Genomic DNA, 20588 nt, shown 5'->3' on the forward strand with positions numbered 1-20588 from the left:
TCGGACGCCGCGGGCCAGCGATAGGCCGTCTGAGGCGGAACCATCTGGCACCCCGTCCCACGGGGGCGCCTTCGTTCCAGTCTCCTGACCTGTCAAAGCACCCAGCCGGCCGGGCGCTTGGAGAGATCAGCGATGCGAAGGTTTGGGACGAGTCAAGGACGGTCCACGCGCAGTGAAGCGCTGAACTAAGCGGGATTCGACCGAACTTCAAGACCCAGATCGCGTCAATCGCGAAAAGCACGCGGGTCCGCCCGAAAGAAGGCGTCGCGTGCGTCTGTCTGATGAAGATGCTAGCACGATTTCCGCGTCACAGGAAGCGTGTCGTGCCCCACAAAAAAAGGGCGCGCCAAACCCGGCGCGCCCGATCCGTGGCCGAGGGATCGCCCCCCGACCGTCCGCCCCGCAGGGCGGCGCAGATCACTTGAGCTCGATTTCGGCGCCAGCGGCTTCCAGCTTGCCCTTGATCTCTTCGGCTTCGGCCTTGTCGACGCCTTCCTTGACGGCCTTGCCGCCGGCCTCGACCAGCTCCTTGGCCTCTTTGAGGCCCAGGCCGGTGATCGCGCGGACTTCCTTGATCACGTTGATCTTGGAGGCGCCGGCCGACTTCAGGATGACGTCGAATTCGGTCTGCTCTTCGGCAGCGGCACCGCCGGCGTCGCCAGCCGGGCCCGCCATCATCACGGCGCCGCCGGCGGCGGGCTCGATGCCATACTCGTCCTTGAGGATGGTCTTCAGTTCTTGGGCTTCCAGCAGGGTCAGGTTGACGATGCTTTCGGCGAGGGCTTTCAGATCGGCCATTGTTCAGATTTCCAGTTCTGTAAGGTTGGTGTTCCGATGTCGCGGCAAAGCCGCGAGGGACGCGAGGATCAGGCGGCTTCGCCCTTCTCCTCGATCGTCGACAGGATGCTCGCGATGTTCGAAGCAGGCGCGCCGATGGCACCGGCGATGTTGGAAGCGGGCGCGCCGATGCAGCCGACGATGCTCGCGATGAGCTCCTCGCGGCTGGGCATCTGCGCGACGGCCTTCACACCGTCGACGTCCAGAGCAGTCTCGCCCATCGCGCCGCCCAGGATCACCAGCTTCTGGTTGTCCTTGGCATACGCGTCGATGACCTTGGCCGCAGCCACGGGGTCCTCGGAATAGGCGAGCACGGTCATGCCCTCGAGATACTTGGAAATGCTGCTGGCAGCCTTCCCCTCGAGAGCGATCTTGGCGAGCTTGTTCTTGGCGACGCGAACGGAGCCGCCCGCTTCGCGCATGCGCGAACGGAGGTCCTGCATCTGAGCGACCGTCATTCCCTCGTAGCGGCTGACCACCACGACGCCAGAGCTTTCGAAGATCTGGCCGAGTTCCTCGACCACTTTCTCTTTCTGGGCTCTATCCACGGTTCTTCTCCAAGTATGGAGGGATCGACCCTCCGGCTCATTGAAGCCGGTGCGCAAAGGCCCCGGCCATCGGGTCCTTACGGGTCCGCCCAAGATCGGCCGGCACGCGCGCGCGCCGTCGGAAATCTGGCACTTTCCCGTCTCGGGCAGGACTTAGCGTGTCACCACAGCCCACCGTCTCGGACAGAAGGACGCCCGGCCGAATCGACCGCGCGCCCTGGCGATTGCCCTACCCCGCGCGCCCGGACTTGCCAAGAGGCGGGGGAGAGGCAGCCGCGCCCTCGCAAGGGCGCGGAATGGTCAGGCGGGATCGTTGCCCGTCGCGCTTTCGACCGACACGGTCACGCCCGGTCCCATCGTAGAGGCGAGCGAGATCTTCTTGAGGTAAGATCCCTTGGCGCCCGACGGCTTGGCCTTGGACACCGCATCGACGAAGGCCAGCACGTTCTCGCGCAGCTTATCGGCGTCGAAGGAGACCTTGCCCACGCCGGCATGCACGACGCCGTTCTTCTCGGCCTTGAACTGGACCTGGCCACCCTTGGCGGCCTTGACCGCCTCGGCGACATCCATCGTCACCGTGCCGACCTTGGGGTTCGGCATCAGGTTGCGCGGACCCAGCACCTTCCCGAGACGACCGACGATCGGCATCATGTCGGGGGTGGCGATGCAGCGGTCGAACTCGATGGTGCCGCCCTGGACAGTCTCCATCAGATCCTCGGCGCCGACGATATCCGCGCCGGCCGCTTTCGCCTCATCGGCCTTGGGGCCGCGGGCGAAGACCGCGACGCGCACCGTCTTGCCGGTGCCGTTGGGCAGGCTGACGACGCCGCGCACCATCTGATCGGCGTGACGCGGGTCGACGCCCAGGTTCATCGCGATCTCGACAGTCTCGTCGAACTTCGTCTTGGCGTTGGTCTTGATCAGCGACAGGGCCTCGTCGACCGTGACGTTTTCCTTGCCGGCGAACGCCTCGCGGGCCGCCTTCGCGCGCTTTCCGAGCTTCGCCATCACTTCACCTCGATGCCCATGGACTTCGCCGAGCCCACGATGATCTTCATCGCCTCTTCCACGCTATGCGCGGAGAGGTCCTTCATCTTCGCTTCCGCGATCTCGCGCACCTGCTTGACGGTGACGGTCGCGATCGTCTCGCGGCCGGGCTTTTCGGCCCCGCGCGGACGGTTGCGCTTGCCCACCGGCTTCAGACCGGCGGCTTTCTTGAGGTAGTAGGACGCGGGCGGCGTCTTGATCTCCATCGTGAAGGACTTGTCCTGGTAATACGAGATCACCGTCGGACAGGGAGCGCCGGGCTCCATCTCCTGCGTCTTGGCGTTGAACGCCTTGCAGAATTCCATGATGTTGATGCCGCGCTGGCCCAGGGCGGGGCCCACGGGCGGCGACGGGTTGGCCTTACCTGCAGGGATCTGCAGCTTCATCGTGCCGACGAGTTTCTTCGCCATGCTCTTCTCCTATCGGCGGCGGGGACATCCCCGCCCTACATTTGCGCCCGAAAGCGCGCTCATGCCGTGGTTGGGCTTTCGCCTCCCACGTCCGTGGACCCGAAGGCCCCTTGCGCCACGACCGCCGAAGCGGCCCCCGCGCGTCACGCGGCCTTGGAGACCTGCGTGAATTTCAATTCCACCGGAGTTGGTCGGCCGAAGATCGAGACCGATACCTTCAGCGACTGCGCCTCGTCGTCGACCTCCTCGACCTCGCCATCGAAGCCCTCGAACGGGCCATCGGAAACCGAGACCTTCTCGCCAACCTCGAAGGTGATAAGGCTGCGGGGCGCCTCTTCGCCTTCCTGAACGCGGTTGAGGATCTGGTTCACCTCCGCATCGCGCATCGGCATCGGACGGCCCTGGGGACCGAGGAAGCCCGTGACGCGATTGATGTTCATGATCAGGTGATAGCCCTCATCGGACATCTCCATCCGAACCAGGACATAGCCCGGCATGAAGCGCCGCTCGGAAGTCACCTTCTTGCCGCGACGAACCTCCAGCACCTCTTCCGTGGGGACCAGAACCTCCTCGATCTGATCCCCGAGGCCCTGCTCCTCGACAGCCTGACGAATCTGCTCTGCGACGCGCTTCTCGAAATTCGAGAGGACGCTGACCGAGTACCACCGCTTCGCCATCTTCTCCGTCCGCTCCGTTCGACCTAGCCGTTCATCGGGCCGACCCTATCGGCCCCGATAAGATGAAAGAGGCGCGTGCCTCGTTCGCCACGCGCCACATCCTCAAGTTCAGCGTCGCCTTAGCCCTCGTCGGGAGCGGACGCAAGGGGAAGCCTTCAGAATGCCTCGAGGACCGTCGTCAGACCCGACCGAATCAGGAAATCGACAAGGAAAAAGAACGTCGCGGCGATCACAGCCAAGAGGAACACCATCACGGTCGTAAGCGCGACCTCGCGGCGGCCCGGCCATGCGATCTTGGCGACCTCGGCCCGGGTCTGCTGGACGAACTGAATCGGGTTGGTGCGTGCCACGGCCTGTCCTCACGTTTCTGGGGAGGCAGATAGGCCCAGAGACGCCGAGGTGCAAGACGCGCGGGGTCAGCTGGATGCATCGGGGTGTCGCGGCTTTGGGCGGCCATCCGCCCTTTCCGTCCGGCCAGCCGGAAAGGTTGGGTTCGAGGCAGCGAGCGCCACGCAGGCGCTGGACGCATCTCGGGACGGGACAAGGGACAGACAGCCGGACGGATCGCTATCGCCGGACAAGCGCGGCCCCATCGCCACCCAGGCGTTCCCCCTCCCGAGCCTTCGGCCCAGGCCGGCCCATGTCGTGCGAGGAGAGTCTCGGCTCGCCCTCCGGCCGCCGCGCCGGATTCCGATTCCCGCGTTCGGAGGCCCTCCGGAGCCGTCGCACGGGACTCTCCGGCGCGGCGTCCTGTTCCCTGGCCGGCCGCAGTCTATACGATATCGGGGCCAACCTTTCCGCGGGTTCCGCCAGCCCACCTCACCGGCGGCGGGTTGCGCGGCCTCACGATCCGGCCGCCGCCGCTGAGGGCATCCGGTCGAGTGCCAGGTCCCAGCGGCGCACCTCTTCGGCATCCGCGACCGGGATGCCGAACTCGTGAGACCGCATCCGCCCTTTGTTCGCGCCCTGATCCGCCGCCGCTTGGTGAAAGCTTGCGGCATCCGCCCGGCCAAACCGTTCGATCAGCGTGAGCATCTGGGTGGCCGCGCTCTTGAGCGAGAGGTTGGCCGTGGACATTTCCTCGAACATGGCTGTGTTCTGCTGTGTCGCGCTGTCGATCTCGCCCATGGCACGGTTGATCTCGACGACGGAGCCGGATTGGTTCTCGGCCGCCCTTGAAATCTCGGCCACCTGATCGCCAATCTTCTGGACCCGCTCCCCGAGCGTCACGAGGGTATCGCCAGTCCGCGCGACGCGCTGCACACCCAGATTGATCTGGTCCGAGCTCGACTTGATGAGTGTGCCAATCTGTTGCGCCGCATCCGACGCGCGTTGGGCCAGTGCCCGGACCTCGGAAGCGACGACGGCAAAGCCGCGGCCCGCCTCCCCCGCGCGCGCAGCCTCCACGCCGGCATTGAGCGCCAGCAAGTTCGTCTGGAACGCGATGTCGTTAATGACCGTCAGCGTGCGAGAGATCTCGGTCGAGGCGGCCTGGATCTCGCGCATCGAATCGATCGCCTCGCGGACTACAACGTCGCTTTGCCGAGCATCCTCGCGCGCCTCCTCCGTCGAACTAAGCGCATCCTTGGCCAGTTGCGCGGTCGCTGAGATCGAGTCGGTGATCTGGTCAAGGGCGCCGGTCGTTTCCGCCACCGATTCCGCCGTGCGTTCCGTTCGCTTGGACAGGTCTTCCGCCGAGGCGGAGAGGTCGCCCGTTTCGTCCTGCACCTTGGTCGCATGGCGCACCAACCCGCGAAGGGCGTCCTCCATGCCCTCCACCGCGCGGTTCAACGACCGCCGCGTTTCCGCAAAGGCCCCCGCTCCGCTCGTCCCGAGCCGCGCACCCAAATCGCCTTGGGCGATCCGATCCGTGACGGAAACGACCTGCCCCAACTCGTCCTCGATCGAGGCCAGGAGGCGGTTGAGATCGGCGCGTATTGCGTCATTCCCACTTTCGCCGACGGGCGGAAGTCGATGGGCAAACCCGTCCCGGAGCACCTGATCGACAAAGGCCGACAGGTCCTGTGCAAGCTGAGACTCGGGGGCGGCAGCGGGCAACACGAGCTCCGGCTGGTCGGCCAGCGCGGTCTCGAGTTCCGAGACTTTGGCGCGGAGGGCCGCGACCTCGTCCTCGGCGATGGCGAGAGCCGCCCCATCGGTTTCGGCCTGTGCGCGCCATTTCGACCCGGCCGCCAACGCATCCGCGATGGCTTGAACGGAGTTCCGCACCGAACTGCTGTCCACGCCCTCGGGCAAAAGAGGGGACGCGCTCTCTTGCAAGGCCGCCAGAAGGGACAAGGCTGTGCGCCGCGCGCCGATGAGGGCGACGACCCACCCGGCCAGGGGTGCGAAACACAAGAAAATCACGCCCCATCGCCAGCCAGATGCAACCGAGGGCGCCGACGTGACCGCATAGATAGCCGCCGCAAGAAGGAGCGAGATCAGAAGCGCTATACCCGTCGCAATCGACGCCGCGCGCTTGGGGTCGAACCGGAGCGTGTTCCGTTGGTCGGGAGCCGGCATCTCCGATGCGGCTGCTCTGGTTGTGGACGACATGCTTGCCTCCCGAAAGGTCTCCTCGGGATCGGATAACGCAGATACCTGAACAAACCCTTTCCATGGATTGGAAACAGGCAAGCGAAATGTCTGGAGACGGTCTGGCAGGGGCAGCAGGATTCGAACCCGCGACCTGCGGATTTGGAATCCGCTGCTCTACCAACTGAGCTATACCCCTGTCGGGAGCGGTCGTATCCTGCAGCCGGGCCGGAGGCAAGACGCGAAGCGCATCGTGACGCCTTGGCCGCCACTCGAATCGTGGCTTCGGAGCGACTCGTTCTCGGGCGGGCAATTCCCGCCGGCCCACAGCATCTCGACGACCATGCCAAGCGGCGGAGCCGGGACGATCATCCTCCCCAACCGATCCGCGCGATGACATGCGGTCGGGCGGCGCAAGAAGCGCGTTCGGACCTGTATTCTGCTGGCCGCAGCGCAGCGCGCGACCGGTCTGGGCCTTGGCAAAGGAAAAGGGCCGCCTTAGGAGGCGGCCCTTCCAGTAGGTCGGGGTCGTCTGTCGCGCCCTGGCAGTCCGGGCGCGTCAGATCATCGATTACTCGATGATCTTCGACACAAGCCCCGGGCGCGTCAGATCATCGATTACTCGATGATCTTCGACACGACTCCGGCGCCGACGGTGCGGCCGCCTTCGCGGATGGCGAAGCGCAGGCCTTCCTCCATCGCGATCGGCGCGATCAGCTCGACGCCAAAGCCGACATTGTCGCCCGGCATCACCATCTCGGTCCCTTCCTTCAACTGAACCGTGCCCGTCACGTCCGTCGTCCGGAAGTAGAATTGCGGGCGGTAGTTCGCGAAGAACGGCGTGTGGCGGCCGCCCTCTTCCTTGGTCAGGATGTAGGCCTCGGCCTCGAACTTCGTGTGCGGCGTCACCGATTTCGGCTTGCACAGAACCTGGCCGCGCTCCACGCCGTCCCGGTCGATGCCGCGCAGCAGCGCACCGATATTGTCGCCCGCCTCACCGCGATCCAGCAGCTTGCGGAACATCTCGACGCCCGTGCAGGTCGTCTTCTGGGTGTCGCGCAGGCCGACGATCTCGATCTCGTCGCCCACATTGATCACGCCGCGCTCGACCCGGCCCGTCACAACGGTGCCGCGGCCCGAGATCGAGAACACGTCCTCGACAGGCATCAGGAAGGGCTGGTCCACCGCGCGCTCCGGCGTCGGGATCCACTCGTCCACGGCCGCCATCAGCTTGCGGATCGACTCCTCGCCGATCTCCGGGTCGCGGCCTTCCATCGCGGCCAGAGCCGAACCGGCGATGATCGGAATGTCGTCGCCCGGGTAGTCGTAGGAGGACAGAAGCTCGCGCACTTCCATCTCGACCAGCTCCAGCAGCTCCTCGTCATCGACTTGGTCGACCTTGTTGAGGAACACGACCATCGTCGGGATGCCGACCTGGCGGCCCAGCAGGATGTGCTCGCGGGTCTGCGGCATCGGGCCGTCGGCCGCGTTCACAACCAGGATCGCGCCGTCCATCTGCGCCGCGCCCGTGATCATGTTCTTCACGTAGTCGGCGTGGCCGGGGCAGTCGACGTGGGCATAGTGCCGGTTCTCGGTCTCGTATTCCACGTGGGCGGTCGAGATCGTGATCCCGCGCGCCTTCTCCTCGGGCGCACCGTCGATCTGGTCATAGGCCTTGAAGTCGCCGAAATACTTCGTGATCGCCGCCGTCAGCGTCGTCTTGCCGTGGTCCACGTGACCGATCGTGCCGATGTTCACATGCGGCTTCGTGCGTTCGAACTTTGCCTTCGCCATCGAAGGTCTCCTCTCGTCTCAAAGGGAAGGCGGGGTCACCCCCGCCCTACGGGTTGGGTCCGAGGTAGGGCGGGGATGTCCCCGCCCCGCCTGCGTCAGGCGAACTTCTTCTGGATCTCTTCAGAGATGTTCTGCGGAACAGGGTCGTAATGGTCGAACTGCATCGTGAACTGCGCGCGGCCCGAGGACATCGAGCGCAGGGTGTTGATGTAGCCGAACATATTGGCCAGCGGCACGAAGGCGTCGATCGCAATCGCGTTGCCGCGGGTGTCCTGGCCGTTGACCTGGCCCCGGCGCGAGGTCAGGTCGCCGATGATGCCGCCCGTATACTCCTCGGGGGTGATCACCTCGACCTTCATCACCGGCTCAAGCAGCTTGGCGCCAGCCTTGCGCATACCTTCGCGCATGCACATCCGCGCCGCGATCTCGAAGGCCAGGACCGACGAGTCGACGTCGTGGAACTTGCCGTCCAGCAGCTCGACCTTGAAGTCGATCACCGGGAAGCCCGCGAGCGGGCCCGAGTCCATGACCGAGCGGATGCCCTTCTCGACGCCGGGGATGTATTCCTTCGGCACCGCGCCGCCGACGATCTTCGACTCGAAGCTGTAGCCTTCGCCGGGTTCCGTCGGGATGATGTTGAGCTTCACTTCCGCGAACTGGCCCGAGCCGCCGGACTGCTTCTTGTGCGTATAGGTGTGCTCGACCGAGTGACCGATGGTCTCGCGATAGGCCACCTGCGGCGCGCCGATATTCGCCTCGACCTTGAACTCCCGCTTGAGGCGGTCGACGAGGATGTCGAGGTGAAGTTCGCCCATGCCCTTCATGATGGTCTGACCGGACTCGAGGTCGGTCTCGACGCGGAAGGACGGATCCTCGGCGGCCAGACGCGCGAGGCCCTGGGACATCTTCTCCTGGTCGGCCTTGGTCTTGGGCTCGACCGCGATCTCGATGACCGGATCGGGGAAGGTCATCGTCTCCAGCACGACCTGATCGTTCACGTCCGACAGCGTGTCGCCGGTGGTGGTGTCCTTCAGCCCGGCCAGCGCGATGATGTCGCCCGCGAACGCTTCCGTGATTTCCTCACGGTTGTTCGAGTGCATCATCATCATCCGGCCAACGCGCTCTTTCTTGCCCTTGGTCGTATTCTGGAGCGTGTCGCCCTTGTTCAGAACGCCCGAGTAGATGCGCGTGAAGGTGAGCGAGCCCACGAAGGGGTCGTTCATGATCTTGAAGGCCAGGCCGGCGAACGGCATGTCGTCGTCCGCGCGGCGGGCGACGTTGCGCGTCTCGGTCTCGTCATCGGGGCGGAAGCCCATGTAGTCGACCACGTCGAGCGGGCTGGGAAGATAATCGATGACGGCGTTCAACAGGGGCTGCACGCCCTTGTTCTTGAACGCGGAGCCGCCGAGCACGGGAACGAAGTGCAGCGCCAGCGTGCCCTTGCGGAGCAGCTTGCGCAGCGTGTCCACGTCGGGCTCGTTGCCCTCCAGGTATTCCATCATCGCGTCGTCGTCTTCTTCGACGGCCGCTTCGATCATCTTGCCGCGCCATTCGTCGGCAAGCTCCTTGAGCTCGTCGCGGATCGGCTGCTTGATCCAGGACGCGCCCAGATCCTCGCCCTTCCAGACCCACTCTTCCATGGTCACGAGGTCGATCAGGCCCTCGAGCTCGTTCTCGGCGCCGATCGGCAGGGCGACGGGCACGGCGCGGGCGCCGGTGCGGTCCTCGATCATGCGGACGCAGTTGAAGAAGTCGGCGCCGATCTTGTCCATCTTGTTGACGAAGACGATGCGCGGAACCTTGTAGCGGTCGGCTTGGCGCCAGACGGTCTCGGTCTGGGGCTCCACGCCGGCATTGGCGTCGAGCACGGCGACGGCGCCGTCGAGCACCGCGAGCGAGCGCTCCACCTCGATGGTGAAGTCGACGTGGCCCGGCGTGTCGATGATGTTCATCCGGTACTTGGTATCCGACGTGCCGTCCTTGGTCGGCTCTTCCTGGCGCTGCCAGAAAGTCGTCGTCGCGGCGGAGGTAATGGTGATGCCCCGCTCCTGCTCCTGCTCCATCCAGTCCATCGTGGCAGCGCCGTCATGGACTTCGCCGATGTTGTGGGACTTGCCGGTGTAGAACAGGATGCGCTCGGAGCAGGTCGTCTTGCCGGCATCGATATGCGCCATGATGCCGAAGTTGCGGTAGCGTTGGAGCGGATAGTCGCGGGCCATTTGGCTTTACCTCGAATGGGAGGAGAAAACGGGTGCGGGGGCCTTGAGCGGCCCCCGCGACATATCGGTCGTGTAAGGCGCGGGCCTTACCAGCGGTAGTGGCTGAACGCCTTGTTGGCGTCGGCCATCTTGTGGGTGTCCTCGCGCTTTTTCACCGCGGAGCCGCGGGACTGGACGGCGTCGATCAGCTCACCGGCCAGACGCTCTTCCATGGTGTTTTCGTTGCGCGCGCGGGCGGCGTTGATCAGCCAGCGGATCGCCAGGGCCTCGCGACGCTCAGGGCGGACCTCGACGGGGACCTGGTAGGTCGCGCCGCCGACCCGACGGGAGCGGACCTCGACGGAGGGCTTGATGTTGTCGAGGGCCTCGGTGAAGACCTCGATCGGCGAACGCTTGATCTTGCTCTCGACGCGATCCATCGCGTTGTAGACGATGCGTTCGGCGACCGACTTCTTGCCGTCGATCATCAGGTTGTTCATGAACTTCGTCAGCACCTTGTCGCCATACTTGGCGTCGGGCAGGACTTCGCGCTTATCGGCTGCGTGGCGGCGGGACATCTCGGTATCCTTCGTTTCTCGGGCATCGCGCCCCGGACCTGATCCGGGGCCTCTGTGTCTGTCGGGCGGTGGCCTGGGCGCGGTGCCGGATCGGTCTGCCAGGGCCAACGGGACCCCGGGTCGTGCCCGGGGTGATCGCTCAGGCGATCACTTCGGCTTCTTGGCGCCGTACTTGGAGCGGCGCTGCTTGCGGTCCTTGACGCCCTGGGTGTCGAGCACGCCGCGCAGGATGTGATAGCGCACGCCCGGAAGGTCTTTCACACGACCGCCGCGGATCAGGACCACCGAGTGCTCCTGCAAGTTGTGGCTCTCGCCCGGGATGTAGGAAATGACCTCGAAGCCGTTGGTCAAGCGGACCTTGGCGACCTTCCGCATGGCCGAGTTCGGCTTCTTCGGGGTCGTGGTATAGACGCGGGTGCAGACGCCGCGCTTCTGGGGGCACGACTCCAGGTGAAGCGACTTGGAGCGCTTGACCTTGGGCTGACGCGGCTTGCGGATAAGCTGCTGGATGGTGGGCATGTAACTGGCTTCCGTCTCTTTGTCCTGTCTCTCGTCCGGCACGACCGACCCGGACAAAACACGTCGGGCCGCAAGCGCCCGGAATTCCGACCTGGACGATGCGGTTGGCTGACAGAGGATGCGGGAAGCAGTATCCCGGATCTTGACCGACGGTTCTGGCGTGCCGGACAGACCGCGCGCATGCGCAGCCCGACCGAATTGAGGCGGCTCATAAGCGATCGGCCGGGGGGTGTCAACGCGCAGCCTTGCCCGTGACACAAGGGCGGTCCAGCCTGCCGCCCATGGCCGATTTCCAGATCCTAGCCCTCGTCCGCTTCGCCTATCCGGGCCTCGGCGCCTTCCAGACCGAGCACCGCAGCGTAACCGAACGCGCCGCCCATCTCTGGGCCCCCGCGCGGATGGAGGCGCGGCTGCGCACGCTCGAGCATGTCTGCCTCGGCACGCTCCGGCGTCAGACCGATATGGGCTTCCGGACCCTGATCGTCACCGGCGACCGACTGCCGGAGCCATGGCGCGGCCGCCTTCTGGCGCTGGCCGGAGAGGTGCCCGGGGCCGAGGTCGTCTTTCATCCGCCGATGAATCAGCGCGACGCCATGGGCCAAATCGTGAGCGCCCGCCTGCGCGCCCCCGGCCCGCCCTCGATCCAGTTCCGCCAGGATGACGACGACGGGGTGGCGCTGGATTTCGTGGAACGGCTCAGGTCGGCGGTGACCGACGCCCTGCCCCTCTGGAGGCGCCACGGGAAGATGGCGGTGGATTTCAACCAGGGCTATTTCCTGCGCCTCACCCCGGCGGGCCCGCTGGTGGAGGAGGTGACGCGCCCCCATCTGGGCGTCGCCCAAGCCCTGGTGCTGCGCCCGGGCGCGCGGCGCACCGCGCTGCACTTTCCCCATCATAAGCTGGCCCGCCTGATGCCCGCGCTCACCTTCCCCGAACCGCGCATGTGGCTGCGCGGGATCGACGGGACGAATGACAGCCACATGCCCGACGCGCTGGGCCGACTGCGCCCGGCAAGCCCCGCACAGGCCGCGGCGCTGGAGACGCGGTTCGGGCTCGACCTTCCGGCGATCGCCCGCAGCTTCGCGGCCGGTTGACGCCCGCGCCGGCTCAGCCCCTTTCGCTCACCTCCAGCCCCCGGATGGCGAAGCGACGGGCCAAAGGCGCGAGCTTCGCCGCCTCCGGATCCGCCGCGGAGCCCGCCGCGGCCCGGTCGGCGATTCCCACGAAGATCACTGCGAAGCGGTAGAGCGCGAAGGCCCGATGGAACGGCAGGAGCGGCGCGGAGCCCGGCCGGACCGCCATGTAGCGGGCAACGAAGGCGGACTCCTCCGGAAGGGACCGCGCCACGAGATCGAGGCCCAGCAGCCCGCCATATTCCTCCGGCGCCGTGTGCCAGGGCATGCAGCAAAAGCCGAGATCGGCCAGCGGATGGCCGAGGGTCGACAGTTCCCAGTCGAGAATCGCAACGACGCGCGGCTCGGTCGGATGAAACAGCATGTTGCCCAGCCGGAAATCGCCGTGGCACAGGGCGACGGCCCCGTCATCCGGTGGCTGGTTCGCGGTGAGCCAGGCATGCAGGTGGGCGATCTCGGGAATCGGCTCCGAAGGCGAGGCGCGATATTGCCGGTCCCAGCGCGCGAGTTGCCGCTGGAAGTAATCCCCCGGGCGGCCGTAATCGCCGAGGCCCACCGCCTGCGGGTCGATCCCATGCATCGCGGCCAGCGCGTCGGCCACCGCCATCCAGGTCGGAATGCGCTGGTCCGGCGGCAATTCGGCCAGCGCGGTGTCGGTCAGGACGCGGCCCTCGACCCGCTCCATCAGGTAGAAAGGCGTGCCAAGCGGCTCGGGGTCGGCGTGGTAGAGGACCGGGGCCGGCACCGGCACGTCGGTCGGCGCGAGCGCTTCGAGCACGCGATATTCGCGGTCGATGGCATGGGCGCCCTTGAGGATCGGCCCGTCGGGCTGCTTGCGCAGCACCAGGCGCCGCGCGCCATGGTCGAGAAAGAAGGTCGGGTTGGACTGCCCCCCGCTGATCGGGGTCAGCTCGAACCGGCCCGCATCGGGGCCGAGTCGCTCGGCCAGGAGGCGTCGCAGGGCAGTGACGTCCATCAGGCCCGCCATCCCGAGGCCGGTGCCGGGTAGCGTGCGGCGCACCATGAGTATTTTCGAACCCGTGATGGGTGGCGGGGGCGCGCGGGATCGAGGCCGGTCATTCGGCCGTCTCCCAGCGCCAGAAGTCCCGGCCCTCGGCCACCAGGGTCTTGTGCAGCACCATCTTGTGGACCTCGTCGGCGCCATCGACCAGCCGCGCCTGCCGGGCGTAGCGGTAGATCCACTCCAGCACCGTGTCCCGGCTGTACCCCCGCGCGCCGTTGATCTGGATCGCGACATCCGCGGCCTTGTGCAGCAGGTTCGCGACCTGGACCTTGGCCATCGAGACCTCCTTGCGGGCATAGCCGCCGCGGTCGATCTCCCAGGCGGCCTTCATGGTCAGCATCCGGCCGATCTCGATCTCCATCGCCAGGTCGCCCAGCATGACCTGCACGCTCTCCCGGTCGGCCAGCCGCATGCCGAAGCCTTCGCGGGTGGCGGCGTAGTCGGTGGCGATCTCGACGCAGCGCTTGGCGAGGCCCAGCCAGCGCATGCAATGGGTCAGCCGCGCGGGGCCAAGGCGGGTCTGGACCACCTTCAGGCCCCTGCCCTCCGCCAAGAGAACGTTCTCGGCCGGAATGCGCAGCCCGTCGAAGCGCAGCTCGCAATGGCCGCCATGCTCCTCCGGGCCCATGATCGGGATGCGGCGGAGGATCTGCCAGCCGGGATCGTCACGGTGGAACAGGAAAGCGGTGTGGCCGCGCCGCGCGTCCTCGGAGGTGCGCGCGAGCAGGATGAAGTGCTCGGCCAGCTCCGCGCCGGTGATGAACCATTTGTGCCCGTGCACGACATAGGCGTCGCCGTCCCGCGTGGCGGTCGTCCGCATCATGCCGGGATCGGAGCCGCCGCCGGGCGCGGGCTCCGTCATGGCGAAGGCGGAGCGGACCTCGCCCGCGACGATCGGGGCGAGCCAGCGGGCCTTCTGCGCCTCGGTCCCCAGCTGGGCCAGCACCCGCATATTGCCATCATCGGGGGCGGCGGCGTTGAAGCAGACCGGCCCGAAAATCGAGCGGTTCATCGCCTCGTAGAGAACGGCGATGCCGCGCATGTCGATCCCCTGTCCGCCGACCTCCGGGGCGAGGGAGAGGCACCAGAGCCCCTCGGCCTTCGCCTTGGCGCGCATCTCGGCCAGAGGCCCCTCGGCGATGTTCTCATGCGCGTCCCAGGCCGAACGATCGGACTCGAGGGACAAAAGGTGGTCCTCGACGAACGCGTCGATGCGATCGCGCAGGCGCGCGATCTCGGGCGGGATGGTCAGGTCCATGGCACGGGCTCCGGCTGCGGGAGGGCCAGACTGCGCCGCCCGCCCGCCCGAAGCAAGCCGCCCGTCAGTTGCCGGCGATCATCGCCTGCAACGCGTCCTTCTCCATCGACACTTCGCTGAGGCGCGCTTTGACCACGTCGCCCAGCGAGATGAGCCCGATCAGCAGCCCGTCCTCGACCACCGGCATGTGGCGGAAGCGGCCATCGGTCATGCTCTGGAGCACCGCTTCGGAGCGGGCGTTCGGCGCGCAGGTCTCGATCTTGCTGGTCATCAAGTCCGACACCTTCTTGGCCAGCACGTCGCCGCCCGACTTGCCCATCTCGCGCACGATGTCGCGCTCCGACAGGATCCCGTCCGCCGTGCGACCGTCTGCGCTGACGACCAGAGCACCGATGCGGCGAGCGGCGAGTTCAGCCACGGCGTCGGCAATGGAGGCGCCGGGGTCGATGGTTAGCACGCCCTTGGTCGCCTTCTGGTCCATTATCTTCGTGACGAACATGTCGTGGTCCTCCCAAACCTCCAGATGTCAACTCAGCGTCGGGCTGACCGGGCATCAAGTCAAGCCTGCGTGACAGCGGCGGCGTCCCGCGCCAGGATGCCGCCGATGGACCGACTGACCGACGACGATCTTGGCGCGCTGATCGCGCTGCGCCGCGACCTGCATCGCCGCCCCGACTTGTCGGGGGCCGAAGCGGCGACCGCAGCGACCGTCGCCCAGGCGCTGAGCGCCCTCGGGGTGGAGGTGGTGACGGGCCTGGGCGGGCATGGCGTGGCCGGGATCGTGCCAGGCGGCGCGCCAGGGCCGACGGTGCTTCTGCGCTGCGAACTCGACGCGCTGCCCATCGCCGAGACCGGACAGCCCGCCTGGCGGTCCGAGACGCCGGGTGTCGCGCATCTCTGCGGCCATGACGGGCATATGGCCACGCTCCTGGGCGCCGTGCGCCTGTTGCGGCGCGATCCGCCGCCGCGGGGTCGCGTGATCGCGATGTTCCAGCCGGCCGAAGAGGACGGCTCCGGCGCAATCGCCGTCTGCGAGGATCCGCGATTCGCCCCGCTCGCACCGGATTGGGCCTTCGCGCTCCACAACTTGCCCGATCTGCCGCGCGGCGTGGCGCATGTGCCCGATGGCTTGGCCAGCGCCGCCTCCGTCGGCCTTGCCATCGCCCTGACGGGGGTGGAGGCCCATGCCAGCGCGCCCGAGACCGGACGCTCTCCCGCGCCGGAACTCGCCCGGCTGATGGACACCCTGCCCGCCCTCTCCCGCGCGGTGTTTCCCGCGCCGGATTTCCGCCTCGTCACGCTGACCCATGCGCGGCTGGGGGCGCCGGCTTTCGGGATCGCGCCGGGCCGAGGGGAGGTCTTCGCCACCCTACGGACGAGCTCGGACGCGGCCTTGGCTGCGTTGGAGGCCGAGGCCCGCGCCCTGATCGGCCAGCCGGACGGTCTGTCCGTGGAGATCACGGAACACGACCGCTTCCTGGCCGGGGTCAACGACCCCGAGGCGGCGGCCTTGTTGCGGGAGGCGGCGAAGGCGGCGGGGCTGGAGGCGCTGCACGGCACGCCTCTGCGCGCGTCTGAGGATTTCGGCCGCTTCGGCCATGACTGCCCCGCCGCGATGCTGCTGCTCGGAGCGGGACCGGGCCCGGCCCTGCACAATCCGGACTACGATTTCGACGACCGCTTGATCGCGCCGGGCGCGGCAACCTTGGCCGGGACCGCGCGCTTGGCGCTCAGCCGTGGCGGCTGACGGGGCGCGCGGACCGGCGCCGCCCGGTCAGGTGATGCCGCGGATCGTCTGGATGCAGCTGGCTTCGATGGCCTTCCGGAACCCGTCGATGACGCTCTCGCGGCCCAGCCGGGTCTCCTGGATGGGCACCGAGTAGGCCTCCGAGATCAGGGCGCGGAAGACCTGGACCTCCTCCCCCTCCTCGGGGGCCAGCGCCAGCATGTCAGCGCGGGACACGCCATATTGACGGTTCTGCATCACCGAGACGGCAAGTGCTCCCATCGATCCGCACAAGACCTGCGGTGAGGCGACCTGGGCCTGGGCGGCCGGGGCAAGCAGCAGGGCGCAAAGCGCGGCGGAAGCGAAACGGAGCATCATCGGACATACCTTTCAGCGAACTGCCTTAGTCATGGCACCGTCCGCCCCATTCTGGCCACGATTTTTCCGCAACCCGGCCGTGTTCACTCCGTTTCCAACCGCGCGACGTCCGCCCGCACGCCCTCGGCCAGCAAGTCCGCGACGCGCGTGACCAGCGGCCCCGCCGCATCGCGATGGCGGGTCAGGTGGTAGGCGCGGGTCAGCCGCACATCGTCCGGGAGCACGCGGGTCAACTCCGGCGCGGCGGGCAGCATGAAATCGTGGACGATCCCGATCCCGCCCCCCGCGCGCAGCAGCCCCAGTTGCACCGAGGCGGAGTTGGAGGCGAGCCCCGGCGTCTCGGCTCCGACCTCTCCGAGATAGTCGAGATCGGCGTCGAAGATCATGTCGGGGATGTAGCCCACGATCCGGTGGCCGCGCAGATCGTCGCGGGTGCGGATCGGCGGATGGGCGTCGAGGTAGTCGCGGCGCGCCGCGAGACTGAGGCGGTAATCGCAGAGCTTGCGCACCATCAGCCTGCCCGCCTTTGGGGGAGAGACGGTGACGGCCAGATCCGCCTCCCGCCGGCCCAGATCGAAGACGCGGGGCAGCGCCACGATATCGAGCCCCAGCCCCGGATGCGCGCCGGCGATGCGCGCGGCCACGCCGGGCAGAACGTAGTTGGCGATCCCGTCCGGCGCGCCGATGCGGACCCGGCCGCGCAAGGCCTCGCCCCCGGCCAGCGCCGCCTCCCCCGCCCGGGCGCGCGCCTCCATCCCCTCGGCATGGGGCAAGAGGCGGTGCCCCGCCTCGGTCAGCGCGTAGCCGCGAGGCGATTTCAGAAACAGCGTCGCGCCCGCCGCCCGCTCCAGTCGCGCGATGCGGCGGGACAGCGTCGCCGGGTCCAGCCGCAACCCCTTGGCCGCCTCCGCGAGAGAGCCGCTCCGGGCCACGCCCAGGAACACGCGCAGATCGTCCCAGTCCATGCCCCCTCCTTGCATATCCGCAAGACCAACCTGCCCAGCCGCCCCTATCGCCGCAAGACCGCCTGCGCTAGACCGCGCCCAAAGAGGAGGACTCCAGATGCAGCAGATCGGACATTGGATCGACGGCGCCCAGGTCAACGGCGCGGACCGCCACGCGGACGTCTACAACCCCGCCACCGGCGAGGTGCAGGCCAAGGTCGCGCTTGCCACCGCGAACGATCTCGACCGCGCCGTCGAGGTGGCCAAAGCCGCGCAACCCGCCTGGGCCGCCACCAACCCCCAGCGCCGCGCCCGCGTGCTGATGAAGTTCGTGGACCTGCTCAACCGCGACATGGACAAGCTGGCCGAAGCGCTCTCCCGCGAGCACGGCAAGACCCTGCCCGACGCCAAGGGCGACGTGACCCGGGGCCTGGAGGTGGTCGAGTTCTGCATCGGCGCGCCCCACCATCTGAAGGGCGAGTTCACCGACAGCGCCGGCCCCGGCATCGACATGTATTCCATGCGCCAGCCGCTGGGCGTGACCGCGGGCATCACGCCCTTCAACTTCCCCGCCATGATCCCGATGTGGATGTTCGCGCCCGCCATCGCCTGCGGCAACGCCTTCATCCTCAAGCCCTCCGAGCGCGACCCCTCGGTGCCGATGATGCTGGCCGAACTGATGGAAGAGGCGGGCCTGCCGAAGGGCGTGCTCCAGGTCGTCAACGGCGACAAGGTCGCGGTCGACGCGATCCTCGACCATCCGGACATCGCCTCGGTGGGCTTTGTCGGCTCGACCCCGATCGCGGCCTACATCTACGAGCGCGCGGCCGCCAACGGCAAGCGCGCGCAATGCTTCGGCGGCGCCAAGAACCACATGATCATCATGCCCGACGCGGACATGGATCAGGCCGCCGACGCGCTGGTCGGTGCGGGCTACGGTGCCGCGGGCGAGCGCTGCATGGCGATCTCGGTCGCGGTTCCGGTGGGCGACGAAACGGCCGACCGGCTGATCGAAAAGCTGGTTCCCCGGATCGAGTCGCTCAAGGTCGGCCCCTACACCGCGGGCGACGACGTCGATTTCGGCCCCGTGGTCACGGCGGCCGCCAAGGAGAACATTCTGCGCCTGATCCAGTCCGGCGTGGACGCGGGCGCGGAGCTCGTCGTCGATGGGCGCGACTTCAAGATGCAGGGCTATGAGGATGGCTTCTTCGTCGGCGCGCATCTCTTCGACCGCGTCACCAAGGACATGGAGATCTATCAGAAGGAGATCTTCGGCCCCGTCCTGTCCTGCGTGCGCGCGCAGTCCTACGAAGAGGCGCTGGGCCTCGCCATGGACCACGAATACGGCAACGGCACGGCCATCTTCACCCGTGACGGCGACGCCGCCCGCGACTTCGCCAAGCGCGTCAATGTCGGCATGGTGGGCGTCAACGTGCCGATCCCGGTGCCGCTGGCCTATCACACCTTCGGCGGCTGGAAGAAATCCATGTTCGGCGACCTGAACCAGCACGGGCCGGACAGCTTCCGCTTCTACACCCGCACCAAGACGGTCACCGCCCGCTGGCCCTCGGGCATCAAGGAAGGCGGCGAGTTCTCGATCCCGCTGATGGAGTGATACCGCGCCCGCGCGCCGCCCTGTCGGGGCGCGTGGGCGAGAGGCCCCATATCGCATGCCCGCGATGCGCGGACGAGGCGCGCCGGTCCCCGACCGGCGCGCCTTCGTCTTTCGGGGCTATGAGCCGCCTTCCATCCGCGATTGGCGCAGGGCGCGCAGCGCATCGGCCCCACGGAGCTCCGAGAGCGGGTCGCGCGGCACAACGGGCAGGTCGCTGCCCCGGATCGACGCTTCGCGCCGCACGCTTCGGCCCGGGCCGAAGCGGTTGCGGTGCATCTGCCCCGGCGCGGCCAGCGGCACGATCAGGAAGATCACGCCCACCACCGGCACCAGCGCGATCCAATACCACCAGCCGCTGTGATCGGTGTCATGCAGCCGGCGCACCGTGACCGCGCAGCTCGACAGACCGACAGGCACGCAGAGCAGGAGAAAGGCGATCCAGCCAATCAGGTTCTGCTCGAAGGCCGGGCGGAGATCGGGGAAGGGGATCGGCTGCACGGCGCGGATTTCCTTGTAGGCCCGGTCCTGCTCGGCCTGCATGGCGGCCTCCCAGGCATCGATCTCGGCGAAGACGGGCCAAGCGAGGTAGGTCAGCGCCAGGATCGACGCGCTGACCGAGACGAGCGTGAACCACCAGTATTCGCCGGGCCCTGCACGCCCGCTCCAGGTAAACGGCGCCGCGAGACAGCTCAGCGTGACGCGGAGCGGGCCCATCTCGACGGGTGCGCGCAGCGAGGGGTCCAGCGGCGGCGGGTCCTGTGCCCGAACATCGGCGGGGCGGCCCACCTCGCCGGGCGCATAGCCCGACCCGCCGCCCGGCGGCTTGCCATTGGCGTTGCGCCCGGGATCGCCGGGGAGGATCAGCAGAACCAGCAGGATGAGCCAGCCCACGAAGGGCACGAGCTGGATCCAGTACCACCAGCCACTGCGGTCGGTGTCGTGCGGTCGCCGGACCGCGACCGCCAGCGCGTTGAGCATCGGCCAGGTACCAAGCACGGTCGCCCAGCCCAACATGATCAACCGGTCCCGCATCAGCACCGGGTCGATCCGCTGCGGCATTCCCTGCGCCTCGAGCCAGGCCAACTCGAGGAACGGCCAGAGCAGGCCCAGCCAGACCGCGCTCCCGAAGATCCAATAGACGAGGGTGAACCACCAATATTCCGACGGCGCGGCCCGGCCGCTCCAGCTGAAGGGCCGCGCGAGGCAGCGGAGTGTGGCGTCTATCGGGCCCATAATAACTTCTCCGGGTAATGTCCCCGAGGGGGCTCGCATCAGAATGAGGCCCGGATCCTGCGATTGTCCGGTGCCGGTTCGGCAATTGCCCGCGCAAGGATGCCTCACCCGCGCAGTTGTGAACGCCCCTCCCG

The 20588-nt window shown here is 67.5% G+C and carries 20 protein-coding genes and 1 tRNA gene; 3 read left to right on the top strand and 18 right to left on the bottom strand.

Annotated features, from left to right (window positions below; all coding sequences use genetic code 11):
- Window positions 1–417: 417 nt before the first annotated feature.
- From rplL to rpsL, 12 genes are all read right to left on the bottom strand, one after another.
- Window positions 418–798: a 50S ribosomal protein L7/L12 gene (gene rplL, locus DTQ71_RS07395; protein WP_109563624.1), complete on the bottom strand. Its 381-nt coding sequence runs from the start codon at window positions 796–798 to the stop codon at window positions 418–420.
- Window positions 799–866: 68 nt separating this feature from the next.
- A complete protein-coding gene (rplJ, locus tag DTQ71_RS07400) occupies window positions 867–1385 on the bottom strand; it encodes a 50S ribosomal protein L10 (RefSeq protein WP_109563625.1) in 519 nt (172 codons plus the stop codon).
- A 300-nt stretch (window positions 1386–1685) separates the two neighbouring features.
- Window positions 1686–2393 carry a 50S ribosomal protein L1 gene (gene rplA / locus DTQ71_RS07405; protein WP_109563626.1) on the bottom strand — a complete coding sequence of 236 codons (708 nt, stop codon included), beginning with the start codon at window positions 2391–2393 and terminating at the stop codon, window positions 1686–1688.
- Complete coding sequence (gene rplK, locus DTQ71_RS07410) at window positions 2393–2842, bottom strand: 50S ribosomal protein L11 (RefSeq protein WP_109563627.1); 450 nt, start codon at window positions 2840–2842, stop codon at window positions 2393–2395. The genes rplA and rplK overlap by 1 nt, the downstream gene beginning before the upstream one ends.
- Before the next feature lie 143 nt (window positions 2843–2985).
- Window positions 2986–3519 (bottom strand): transcription termination/antitermination protein NusG, encoded by a 534-nt coding sequence (gene nusG, locus DTQ71_RS07415; RefSeq protein ID WP_109563628.1) that lies wholly within the window; start codon window positions 3517–3519, stop codon window positions 2986–2988.
- Window positions 3520–3674: 155 nt separating this feature from the next.
- The gene (secE, locus tag DTQ71_RS07420) at window positions 3675–3869 is read right to left on the bottom strand and encodes a preprotein translocase subunit SecE (protein WP_109563629.1); all 195 of its coding nucleotides are present in this window, start codon (window positions 3867–3869) and stop codon (window positions 3675–3677) included.
- A 493-nt stretch (window positions 3870–4362) separates the two neighbouring features.
- Window positions 4363–5763, bottom strand: a complete 1401-nt coding sequence (locus tag DTQ71_RS07425; protein ID WP_170125330.1) for a methyl-accepting chemotaxis protein — start codon at window positions 5761–5763, stop codon at window positions 4363–4365.
- Between the two features lie 414 nt (window positions 5764–6177).
- A tRNA-Trp gene (locus DTQ71_RS07430) sits at window positions 6178–6253 on the bottom strand.
- Window positions 6254–6672: 419 nt separating this feature from the next.
- On the bottom strand, window positions 6673–7848 hold the full coding sequence (gene tuf, locus DTQ71_RS07435) for an elongation factor Tu (protein WP_109563631.1): 1176 nt from the start codon (window positions 7846–7848) through the stop codon (window positions 6673–6675).
- A 95-nt stretch (window positions 7849–7943) separates the two neighbouring features.
- On the bottom strand, window positions 7944–10067 hold the full coding sequence (gene fusA / locus DTQ71_RS07440; RefSeq protein ID WP_109563632.1) for an elongation factor G: 2124 nt from the start codon (window positions 10065–10067) through the stop codon (window positions 7944–7946).
- An 86-nt stretch (window positions 10068–10153) separates the two neighbouring features.
- Window positions 10154–10624, bottom strand: coding sequence for a 30S ribosomal protein S7 (gene rpsG / locus DTQ71_RS07445; protein WP_109563633.1), 471 nt, complete (start codon window positions 10622–10624; stop codon window positions 10154–10156).
- Between the two features lie 147 nt (window positions 10625–10771).
- Window positions 10772–11143: a 30S ribosomal protein S12 gene (gene rpsL, locus DTQ71_RS07450; RefSeq protein ID WP_109563634.1), complete on the bottom strand. Its 372-nt coding sequence runs from the start codon at window positions 11141–11143 to the stop codon at window positions 10772–10774.
- 281 nt (window positions 11144–11424) lie between these two features.
- Here rpsL and DTQ71_RS07455 point away from each other — a divergent pair, with 281 nt between their 5' ends.
- Window positions 11425–12237, top strand: coding sequence for a glycosyltransferase (locus DTQ71_RS07455; protein WP_109563635.1), 813 nt, complete (start codon window positions 11425–11427; stop codon window positions 12235–12237).
- A gap of 13 nt (window positions 12238–12250) precedes the next feature.
- Here the strand turns inward: DTQ71_RS07455 and DTQ71_RS07460 are convergent, their stop codons facing one another.
- The 3 genes from DTQ71_RS07460 to DTQ71_RS07470 form a co-directional block, all read right to left on the bottom strand.
- Window positions 12251–13300, bottom strand: coding sequence for a phosphotransferase family protein (locus DTQ71_RS07460; protein WP_245947307.1), 1050 nt, complete (start codon window positions 13298–13300; stop codon window positions 12251–12253).
- A 52-nt stretch (window positions 13301–13352) separates the two neighbouring features.
- Window positions 13353–14558: an acyl-CoA dehydrogenase family protein gene (locus tag DTQ71_RS07465; protein ID WP_109563636.1), complete on the bottom strand. Its 1206-nt coding sequence runs from the start codon at window positions 14556–14558 to the stop codon at window positions 13353–13355.
- Between the two features lie 64 nt (window positions 14559–14622).
- Window positions 14623–15057, bottom strand: coding sequence for a CBS domain-containing protein (locus tag DTQ71_RS07470; RefSeq protein ID WP_109563637.1), 435 nt, complete (start codon window positions 15055–15057; stop codon window positions 14623–14625).
- A 105-nt stretch (window positions 15058–15162) separates the two neighbouring features.
- Between DTQ71_RS07470 and DTQ71_RS07475 the strand changes: the two genes are divergently transcribed.
- Complete coding sequence (locus DTQ71_RS07475; RefSeq protein WP_109563638.1) at window positions 15163–16305, top strand: amidohydrolase; 1143 nt, start codon at window positions 15163–15165, stop codon at window positions 16303–16305.
- A 27-nt stretch (window positions 16306–16332) separates the two neighbouring features.
- Here the strand turns inward: DTQ71_RS07475 and DTQ71_RS07480 are convergent, their stop codons facing one another.
- Both DTQ71_RS07480 and DTQ71_RS07485 read right to left on the bottom strand, forming a co-directional pair.
- The gene (locus DTQ71_RS07480) at window positions 16333–16659 is read right to left on the bottom strand and encodes a hypothetical protein (RefSeq protein WP_146204813.1); all 327 of its coding nucleotides are present in this window, start codon (window positions 16657–16659) and stop codon (window positions 16333–16335) included.
- An 86-nt stretch (window positions 16660–16745) separates the two neighbouring features.
- A complete protein-coding gene (locus DTQ71_RS07485) occupies window positions 16746–17627 on the bottom strand; it encodes a LysR family transcriptional regulator (RefSeq protein ID WP_109563640.1) in 882 nt (293 codons plus the stop codon).
- A 97-nt stretch (window positions 17628–17724) separates the two neighbouring features.
- Here DTQ71_RS07485 and DTQ71_RS07490 point away from each other — a divergent pair, with 97 nt between their 5' ends.
- On the top strand, window positions 17725–19221 hold the full coding sequence (locus DTQ71_RS07490; RefSeq protein WP_109563641.1) for a CoA-acylating methylmalonate-semialdehyde dehydrogenase: 1497 nt from the start codon (window positions 17725–17727) through the stop codon (window positions 19219–19221).
- Window positions 19222–19338: 117 nt separating this feature from the next.
- On the opposite strand, the gene DTQ71_RS07495 is transcribed toward DTQ71_RS07490, so the two are convergent.
- Complete coding sequence (locus tag DTQ71_RS07495; protein WP_170125331.1) at window positions 19339–20454, bottom strand: DUF805 domain-containing protein; 1116 nt, start codon at window positions 20452–20454, stop codon at window positions 19339–19341.
- Window positions 20455–20588 lie beyond the last annotated feature (134 nt).

Source organism: Jannaschia seohaensis (assembly GCF_900116765.1).
GTDB classification, from domain to species: Bacteria; Pseudomonadota; Alphaproteobacteria; order Rhodobacterales; family Rhodobacteraceae; genus Jannaschia; species Jannaschia seohaensis.